This is a genomic window from Deinococcus aquatilis DSM 23025 (genome assembly GCF_000378445.1).
GTDB lineage: Bacteria > Deinococcota > Deinococci > Deinococcales > Deinococcaceae > Deinococcus > Deinococcus aquatilis.
In genome coordinates, this window is record NZ_KB899775.1 from 1 (window position 1) to 8,267 (window position 8,267).

Sequence of the window (8,267 nt, forward strand, 5' to 3'; positions counted from 1 at the left end):
AATCAGACCCTCATCTGTGCCTTGCACAACGCGGGGCCACTGGCCCCGTTCATCCTCACTGGTGCGGTCAATGGGGTGTCCTTTGAGTGGTACGTCCGACACGTCCTGTGCCCCACCTTGCAGCCAGGACAAGTCGTTTTGATGGACAACCTCTCGTCACATCACCGAGCGTCCGTTCGGACGCTCATCGAAGCACAGAGCTGTCACCTCTTGTTTCTCCCGCCCTACAGTCCGGACTTCAATCCCATTGAATTGATGTTTTCCAAAATCAAAGCGGCCGTACGGGCTGGCTCGTGGCGCACTTTAGATCAACTCCTCGCCGCGATCTGGGCGGCGTTGCAAACACTCACCCCTCAGGACAGCGCCGCCTGGTTCCGACATGCCTATCCTTCGGTCTCTTTATGACAAATGCTATAATTTCACGCCATCACAGGCTGTACTCGCTTTGCAGAGCACTGCCTTGATTGGCTTTCATCTCGGAAGCCTTATGTAGGCCACCTTTAAGGGTTTTCAGGGTGTCCAGCGTGCCTTCAGCCTGGCGGACTTGTTTTTCGCCGTTCGCTCCAAGGCTTTTCACTAAGCGGCCCCGCATGGCCTGGTAGGTCAAGCCCATCACACTCAGCGCCGTCAGGAATACGCCTTGCAGATCCAACTTGGCGGGAAGGCAATGCCACTGGCCCCGGTCAACCATTGCCCTAAGCCGTTCTGCAAATGTTTGGGAGCATTCTGGGCAAAGCGGCTAAAACCCCCTTTCAAGGCCCCCAGCAAATGACTGGCAAACTTGGCAGGGTTTTTCAGGACTTGCAGGATCAGGTCACCGCTGCTTCGCAACTTGGCAATGACCTGTTGCCCCACTGGGCCTAACCCAGCGGTGAGGGCCATCAGGCCAATCTCGGCGATCTTGTGGGCACTCCCGACGATCAGGGCTTTGAGGCCACTGATGCGGCGGGTAATGGCAGTCTTGGCGGCTCCCAGATCCGCTTTGCCCATGGCCTTGCCGACTTCACCCAGTGCGCCACCCAAGTCCAGTTTGCCGAGCTCCGCTTTGAACCAAGCCCACGCTTTGGGAATGGCCCCAGTTTCTTTCAGGGCGTTGAGCACATCTTTGAGTGGCCCCGGGACCCAGCCTGCCAGGGCATCCAGAATGGCGTTGGGATTAGCCGCCATCGTTTTGCCAGTGACCAAATCTTTGCCAAAGGCCATGGTCAGTTCGCGGTAGCCGGGGATCGCGGTCAGAGCGGAGGCTAAGCCTGATTTGGCTTGATCAGCCACCCACGTCAGGGGATTGCCGAAGCGTTGCATGGCTTGGGGTTGGAGATCCGTCAAGGGCTTGAGGGAAAAGGCCTGCGCGGCTCCTGTTTGGACGCGCTTCAAAGCCGCGGAGTGGGTGTAGACCCCTGGCGCATGGGGATTGGGGACTTGTTTGACAGGGAGGGTCGCCAGTTTCTGACCCATCTGCCGGGCTTCGCTTTCTAGCCCCGCATCAGGATCAACGCCGGTACCAACGTTGCCTTTGCTCTGCTGAACCGTGTGGGTGACCTCGTGGGCCAAGAGTTCGAGGCCGCTCTGAGTGTTCGGATTAAACTGCCCGCTACGGAAATAAATGTCCGTACCGGTGGTGAAGGCTAAGGCGTTGACCTTCTTGCTGAGTTTGTCCGCTTCCGCATCGTCATGGATGCGCACCCGGCTCAGATCGTGGTTCAGCCCCTGTTCCAAGTGGCGCAGGATGGCCGCAGGCAAGGGATTGCCTGCCCCACGTCGGGCCTGAATCCGTTGCAACACGGGTTGCACCGCTTCAGCTTCCAGTTCCGCTTTCTTGCGTTGCAAGGTCTGCTGAGTCAGGGCCGCTTGATCCTGAGCATCTTGGAGCGCTTGACGTTGCAGAGCTTCATCGACCGCCCGTTGTGAAGAAGGTCGTTCGCCTGCAGGAATCAAGGCCATGACGGCGTGAGCGACTTGACCACTCGCGGGATGACGCTGCAACGCGACTAAATGTTCGGCGTATTGCGCTTGACGCACGGCTGGAGGCTGTCGATCTTGGCGGTAGCCCTGCTGCAAGACCTGCGCCACCTGTCGTTGGAGAGCTGTAAATTGCCCCGCCTGATGCACATCCATCAAGCGCCCTTCGGCTTGCTCGGCTTGAAAACGCATGACGGTCACCCATTCGGCAGGCGATTGAGGCTTCAACGGTGGGGAAGCTGGAGCGTGCTGGCGTTGCAAGGCAGCAGATAATGTCCCAGGAAGCAGGGGAGGCAGGACGTCGAGTTGGCGTTGCACCGTAGCCTGCTCGGTGGCCGATCGTTGAACCTCACGCTGTTCGTATTGGCTGGCCTGCAAGACGGGCTGTGTTGCACGGCGTTGCACCAAAACGGGCCGGAAGGTGTGGGCCGTCAGGACCCGCTGAACCGCCTCTGTCGGGTTTGGAAGTGACTTGACCGGAGTCGGCAAAGCCCACTGGGGCAAGACCGTTTGCGATGTTGCCCCCTTGCGCTTGACCGACTCGTACATAGGGTCAGTCTAGAACAGAGTGGCGTGAAGGAAGGCCACAGGAAAGACTGGGGCCTTGCCATTGGGCTGAAGCCGATCACCCGACAACGCGACTCTCCCCCACATTTCCTGAACGACGGTACTGGAGGGTTGTGTTGCCTTAACCGGGTTGGGGTACGCTGACGCGACGTGACCGACGCCAAGCCTTACCGCCACCGTTTCCCGATAACCATCATCCAGCACGCCGTTTGGCTCTACCACCGCTTCCCCCTCAATGACCGGGACGTGCAGGAATTGCTGCACAGGCGCGGCCTTAAGGTCAGCCACGAGACCCTCCGCGAATGGTGCATTAAATTCAGCCCCCTCTTTGCAGAAGAACTGCGCCACCGGGAGCACCGACGGGGTTCCCGGTGGCTTCTGGACGAGGTGTGTAGGAACGTTGATGGTGTTCGTGGGGATACCTCGTTTTTGCACGAAAGCGAGGCAAGCTCACCATAGCCGTAGATACCGTTGCCGTACGTGCCGCAGGGTGATTCAGCCGTGATTGGAGGCCACAGAGGACTGGCACCGTCCGGCCAGAGCGCCGCCTCACAGGATCACGCCCAAATCAATTGGCCTCCGCTGCCGCTCAGTGCCCGAGCTGTGCCAACCGTTCGCGGACGAGGGGGGCCACCTCGCGCCCGAGCAGGTCGATGGCCCGCAGCATGCGGTCATGAGACAGCGCCACATTCGTCATCTGAAAGGTCAGGCGCGACACGCCCCCCAGCACCTCGTGGACGTGCACGGCCTTATCGGCCACCTCCTGCACGCTTCCCATCAGATATGCACCGGACGGCCCGCACTCGACATCAAACCGGGCGCGGGAGGCAGGGGGCCAGCCACGCTCACGCCCGATGGTGTCGATCATGCGTGCGTAGCCCGGATAGAAAGCGTCCCGCGCCGCCTGGGAGGTCTCCGCGACGAAGCCGAAGGCGTGAACACTCACGCGCAGCGCCTCTCTGGGATGTCCTGCCGCCTCACCTGCCCGGCGATACAGATCCACCAGGGGCCGGAACCGCCGAAAATCACCGCCGATGATGGCGACCATCAGCGGCAGACCGAGCGTGCCTGCACGGACAAATGACGCTGGCGTACCGCCGACACCGACCCAGATGGGCAGCCGCTCCTGCTGCGGGCGCGGGTACACCCCCTCTCCGGTCAGTGGAGCGCGGAAGCGGCCCTGCCAATGGACGTGCGTTTCATCGCGGAGTTTGAGCAACAGGTCGAGCTTCTCGGCAAACAGCGCGTCGTAATCATCCAGATGCAGGCCGAACAGTGGGTAGGCTTCCACGAAAGAACCGCGTCCGACCACGATCTCTGCGCGGCCACGGGAAAGGAGGTCGAGGGTGGCGTATTGCTGGAACACCCGCACAGGATCGTCGGCGCTGAGAACAGTCACGGCGCTGTTGAGGCGGATGCGCTTCGTGCGGGCAGCGGCAGCGGCCAGAATCATGGCGGGCGCGGCATCGAGATATTCGCGGCGGTGATGTTCGCCGACTCCGAACGAATCGAGGCCAGCCTCGTCAGCGCATTCGATTTCTTCGATGAGATGGTTGAGGCGGTCGGCACCCGAGAGCGTGATTCCGGTGTCCGGGTCAGTGATGGTGGCGGCGAAGCTGTCGATACCCAGTTCCATAGGTCTCCTTGCGGCAGCGAACCAGCGCTAGGCGGTTCGCTTGGGTGAGGTAAGGGGAGGCGCAGGGGTCGGATTCAGTACCCTGAACCTGACTTCCTGAACTTGACGCAAAATCACTTTAGCACTAAAGTGAATGTATGGCGCAAGCCCCCTCTGCCCTAAATCCCCGGCGTGCCAGCACTGGCCGCCCCGCCGTGCTGGCCTGGTTGCGGATGATGCGCGTTACTCAGCACATCGGCAAAGCCTGGAGCGACCTGCTCAGGGAGCATCAGCTCAGCCCCGCCCAGTTCAACGTGATTGCCACCGTCGGCGGCCAGCCCGGTCTGACCCAGCGAGATCTCAGCCAGAAGCTGCTGGTCACCCAGGGCAATACCAGTCAGCTGCTGCTCCACCTAGATCAACGCCAGCTGATCGAGAGGCGTCCTGTGGGCAAGGAGAAGCTGCTGCACCTGACCCCCACGGGCCAGGCCCTTTTTGACGCGCTGGTGCCCGCCCACGAGGACTGGCTGGTCAGGCGGTTCGGCACACTGACCGCTGAAGAGCAGAAGCAGCTGGCGCAGTTGATGCAGCGGCTGGAACGTGCCCAGCGCTGATATTTTTTGCCTGTCTGCTGTGAAAGCGGGGCGTTTTCTGCTGCCGCAACGTGAGGCTATACGGAGTGAGCTTTTTTTCGGGCTTTCAGTTGGAGGCAGGCGGGCTACTTCAGTGTTTTAAAATGACCGGACGGCCAGAAAACGACACCTCCGGCCGACCCTTTCCTCTACCGTGTAGGTGACCACCGCACCGGAACAAGTTCGTCCTCGAAACTCAGGACATTCAGGCTGGCTCCCCGGTCTTCGAGGCGGCGCAGAATAATTTTAAGGTGCATCGGGTTGCTGCTCAGCCGGTCCACATCCTCGACCACCAGCGCGTCGCCGGATCGCAGGAGGTCGATGGTGCGGTGCAGAATGGGTCGGCTGAGATGATCTCCACCGCTCATTTCCACGAACAGGGCCTGGCAGCCCGCCGCGATCAACCGGGCCGCCTGAGGAAAAGGTGAATCCAGCACGTGGCCCGAGCGGACATAACCTACAAGCATGGCATCTCCCAGACAAGAAACAAGAGCGGAGGAAGGGGGAACCGAGAGATAACTGGTCCTACAGGTCAACCGGAACCCGGAGCAGCGTCTGGCAGAGGTGAGAAACTGGAAGACCATCAACACCTGCGGGTATTGTCACACCTTCTCCGGGAGTTCTATAACTCTGGTGTAGGTGTGTAGAGCGACGAGGCCACTCACTCTATTTCTGGCCTCACCGTCTGACAGCTGGAGGCGAATGGCGTCCTGGACGCAGTGTAGGAGGGCAAAAGACAACATCAGAACCTGCGACGAACTCCAACACCATCCTGCCCAAATCCGTGGTCAGCGCCCCGAACCTTACAGAATCATGCTCGTGAGCTGGAAATTTATTGAAGAGCCTGTTTCCGCCAACGCATGGCCCGCTCCTATATCGATATAGTAGAGGCACCGATAGAGTAATCAAGAAATTTTTCTCGGTTCGCATGCACCCCGGCTCCCTGCTCCTCACCCGCTGTTACGGAGAGACATGACTCAATTAAGCTCGCCCCGCCTGACCATCTGGAACGAATTTCGTCACGAGCTGGAGAACCCGAAGGTGCACGCTGTCTATCCAGAAGGAATTCATCAGGCCATTGCCGCTGGTCTGCGCGAACAGGGCCTGACCGAGCTGCAACTGGCGACCCTGGATGAGCCTGAGCACGGGCTGAGCGCCGAAGTGCTGGACAGGACAGACGTTTTACTGTGGTGGGGTCACAAAGCCCACGACGAGGTTTCCGATGAGATCGTGAGCCGCGTGGTCGAGCGGGTCCTGAGCGGCATGGGCCTGATCGTGCTTCACTCGGCTCATTTCAGCAAGGTATTCAAACGGCTGATGGGCACCAGTTGCGATCTGAAATGGCGTGAGGCCAATGACCGTGAACGGCTGTGGGTCGTGCAGCCCGGCCATCCGATCAGCGAGGGGGTCGGTGAATATCTGGAACTGGAAGCGGAAGAAATGTACGGCGAGCACTTCGACATTCCCGCGCCCGACGAGCTGATTTTCGTCAGCTGGTTCAGTGGCGGCGAGGTCTTCCGGAGCGGGTGTACCTATACCCGTGGCAGCGGCAAAATCTTCTATTTCCGGCCCGGCCACGAAACCTATCCGACCTACCACCACGCGGGCATTCAGAGAATTATCGCCAACGCTGCACGCTGGGCCGCCCCGACTCAGAGTGCGCCCCGGTCTTTCGGCAACCGTCAGCCACTGGAGACTCTGCCGGAGCGCCGTTCATGAGCCAGCTCATCAGTCAGCCGCTGAACGTGGGGATCATCGGTGCAGGCGGCATCTCGCAGCGGCACTTTGAAGGCTACCGGTTGGGCGGGGCCAACGTCGTGGCGTTCGCGGACGTCAGCGAGAGCACCCGCAAGCAGCGCGAGCAGGAGTGGCAGGCGCGGGGATATGCCAGCTTCGAGGACATGCTGGACCGCGAATCGCTGCAAGCGGTCAGCATCTGCTCTCCGAACGCCTTTCATGCGCCCGCAGCCACCGAATGCCTGCGCCGGGGCATTCACGTGCTGTGTGAAAAACCGCTGTCGCTTGACCTGAACGCCTGCGGCGAGATGATCGAGGCGGCGCGGCTGAGCGGAGCGGTCCTGCAAACTGGACATCACCTGCGCTCCAGTCCGCAGGTCGAAACGGCCAAACGGCTGATTGATGAGGGACGTATCGGTCAGGTGACCTTTATGCGTCTGCGGCAGGCACACGACTGGGGCGGCGCAGCCGAGGTGCGCGGCGTGTTCGGCAGCAAATCGGCCAGCGGCGGCGGAACCCTCCTCGACAACGGCTGTCACATGATGGACCTTGCCCGGCACTTCGGCGGCGACGTGAGCAGTATTTTTGCCCGGACCAGTACCCTCAAGTTCGATATTGAGGTGGAAGACGTGAGTCTGGCGAGCCTGGAGTTTGAAAGCGGCGCTCAGGGCAGCGTGGAGAACAGCTGGAGTGCAACCGCCTGGGAAGAGAGTTTCGCCGTCTACGGCACGCTCGGATCGCTGGAATGCAGCAACCGGATGGGGCCGCCCCGGCTGCGGCTGCTGACACGCGAATACGGCTTCGGCACCTGGGACAAGGGCGACGAAACGTGGTACGACTTTGCGGCCCCGTCTAATGGACACGTCCGGAGCATCCAGCATTTTCTGGCGTCGATTACGCAGGGCCTGCCCGTGGTGTGCAGCGGTGAGGATGGCCGCGAGAGTGTCCGTCTGGTGCTGGGCGGATATGAAAGCGCCCGCACCAAACTTCCAGTGAACGTCTGAGCGCTTGTCCGAACTGTGGGAGAGGGGCCACCAAGCAGGCTCAATCTTGAAAAACTGGAGTACTGGGGAAATGCAGGCGTCAGAAAAAGGATCTCTGGCACTTCCATTCTCTCCAGTGCTCGCAATCTGATTCCCTCCATCCGGTCGAGAACAGGCCAGCCGATTTGACGTGGGCGTCCACACGAAATCTCCCCGGCCACTGCAGGCAGGATCGACGTTGAGGCTGCTTGACCCTGCCTGCTGTTGACCTCTTCAGGGAGACTCTGGCTGCATGGAGAAAGGCTCAATGCGTCTGCCATTGGCCTTCCAGTACTGTCAGTGAATGGTTGCGTTACGACACCTCACCACTGGCGTGGCCCTGCTGCTCACCGGCGTCTGCGGCCTGGGCACGGCACAGAACGCGGCTCTTGAGGACCTGGGTACGGCCTACGCGACCTACCTGAGTGCTGGCCGCCTGCGCGACGACTGCGCCGCACGTGATCCGGCCCTCAGTACCCGACACTTTCTGAATTGAGCGTCTGGCTGGATTTCAAAAGCCCAATGAGTTGCAGGGCTTCCGCCTCCCCACGCTCGTGGATGCAGACGAACGTCCGCACGAGGGTCCGGAGGCCCAGCGTCACCACACTCCAGGCTCGCCGACCGTGCGCCTTCACAGTGCAGGTTTGGAGAACCCCCACCAGCACGCACCAGACGTACGCCAGGGTCAATAGGCAGAGTAGGCGCTCCACGTGATCGTGGAGCGTCATGTGGGTG

9 protein-coding genes and 2 pseudogenes are annotated in these 8,267 nt (G+C 60.7%); 6 read left to right on the forward strand and 5 right to left on the reverse strand.

Annotation, left to right across the window (positions count from 1 at the left end):
* Positions 1-405: transposase (locus F561_RS0123645; RefSeq protein WP_019010888.1), on the forward strand; the 405-nt coding region annotated here is incomplete at its 5' end.
* Positions 406-427: 22 nt separating this feature from the next.
* On the opposite strand, the gene F561_RS30235 is transcribed toward F561_RS0123645, so the two are convergent.
* Positions 428-652: a hypothetical protein gene (locus F561_RS30235; RefSeq protein ID WP_019012441.1), complete on the reverse strand. Its 225-nt coding sequence runs from the start codon at positions 650-652 to the stop codon at positions 428-430.
* On the reverse strand, positions 628-2,508 hold the full coding sequence (locus F561_RS26760) for an eCIS core domain-containing protein (RefSeq protein ID WP_019012442.1): 1,881 nt from the start codon (positions 2,506-2,508) through the stop codon (positions 628-630). The genes F561_RS30235 and F561_RS26760 overlap by 25 nt, the downstream gene beginning before the upstream one ends.
* Positions 2,509-2,676: 168 nt before the next feature.
* Here F561_RS26760 and F561_RS28405 point away from each other — a divergent pair.
* A pseudogene (locus F561_RS28405) lies at positions 2,677-2,940 on the forward strand (transposase domain-containing protein); the annotation flags it as partial.
* Between the two features lie 175 nt (positions 2,941-3,115).
* On the opposite strand, the gene F561_RS0123665 reads toward F561_RS28405, so the two are convergent.
* The gene (locus F561_RS0123665) at positions 3,116-4,162 is read right to left on the reverse strand and encodes an Atu2307/SP_0267 family LLM class monooxygenase (RefSeq protein ID WP_019012444.1); all 1,047 of its coding nucleotides are present in this window, start codon (positions 4,160-4,162) and stop codon (positions 3,116-3,118) included.
* A 137-nt stretch (positions 4,163-4,299) separates the two neighbouring features.
* Here F561_RS0123665 and F561_RS0123670 point away from each other — a divergent pair, with 137 nt between their 5' ends.
* The gene (locus F561_RS0123670) at positions 4,300-4,755 is read left to right on the forward strand and encodes a MarR family winged helix-turn-helix transcriptional regulator (protein ID WP_019012445.1); all 456 of its coding nucleotides are present in this window, start codon (positions 4,300-4,302) and stop codon (positions 4,753-4,755) included.
* A 167-nt stretch (positions 4,756-4,922) separates the two neighbouring features.
* Here the strand turns inward: F561_RS0123670 and F561_RS0123675 are convergent, their stop codons facing one another.
* On the reverse strand, positions 4,923-5,240 hold the full coding sequence (locus F561_RS0123675) for a recombinase family protein (protein WP_019012446.1): 318 nt from the start codon (positions 5,238-5,240) through the stop codon (positions 4,923-4,925).
* Between the two features lie 505 nt (positions 5,241-5,745).
* Here F561_RS0123675 and F561_RS0123685 point away from each other — a divergent pair.
* From F561_RS0123685 to F561_RS0123695, 3 genes are all read left to right on the forward strand, one after another.
* Positions 5,746-6,492 carry a ThuA domain-containing protein gene (locus tag F561_RS0123685; protein WP_019012448.1) on the forward strand — a complete coding sequence of 249 codons (747 nt, stop codon included), beginning with the start codon at positions 5,746-5,748 and terminating at the stop codon, positions 6,490-6,492.
* The gene (locus tag F561_RS0123690) at positions 6,489-7,514 is read left to right on the forward strand and encodes a Gfo/Idh/MocA family protein (protein ID WP_019012449.1); all 1,026 of its coding nucleotides are present in this window, start codon (positions 6,489-6,491) and stop codon (positions 7,512-7,514) included. The genes F561_RS0123685 and F561_RS0123690 overlap by 4 nt, the downstream gene beginning before the upstream one ends.
* Before the next feature lie 322 nt (positions 7,515-7,836).
* A complete protein-coding gene (locus tag F561_RS0123695) occupies positions 7,837-8,028 on the forward strand; it encodes a hypothetical protein (RefSeq protein ID WP_019012450.1) in 192 nt (63 codons plus the stop codon).
* On the opposite strand, the pseudogene F561_RS0123700 reads toward F561_RS0123695, so the two are convergent.
* Positions 8,003-8,267: pseudogene (locus F561_RS0123700) on the reverse strand (IS4 family transposase); the annotation flags it as partial. The gene F561_RS0123695 and the pseudogene F561_RS0123700 overlap by 26 nt on opposite strands.

Bases quoted from the DNA above. Each gene is read 5' to 3' on its own strand.
- F561_RS26760 (WP_019012442.1), bottom strand. From the start codon at position 2,508: ATGTACGAGTCGGTCAAGCGCAAGGGGGCAACATCGCAAACGGTCTTG.
- F561_RS0123665 (WP_019012444.1), bottom strand. From the start codon at position 4,162: ATGGAACTGGGTATCGACAGCTTCGCCGCCACCATCACTGACCCGGAC.
- F561_RS0123695 (WP_019012450.1), top strand. From the start codon at position 7,837: ATGGTTGCGTTACGACACCTCACCACTGGCGTGGCCCTGCTGCTCACC.
- F561_RS0123690 (WP_019012449.1), top strand. From the start codon at position 6,489: ATGAGCCAGCTCATCAGTCAGCCGCTGAACGTGGGGATCATCGGTGCA.
- F561_RS0123685 (WP_019012448.1), top strand. From the start codon at position 5,746: ATGACTCAATTAAGCTCGCCCCGCCTGACCATCTGGAACGAATTTCGT.
- F561_RS0123675 (WP_019012446.1), bottom strand. From the start codon at position 5,240: ATGCTTGTAGGTTATGTCCGCTCGGGCCACGTGCTGGATTCACCTTTT.
- F561_RS0123670 (WP_019012445.1), top strand. From the start codon at position 4,300: ATGGCGCAAGCCCCCTCTGCCCTAAATCCCCGGCGTGCCAGCACTGGC.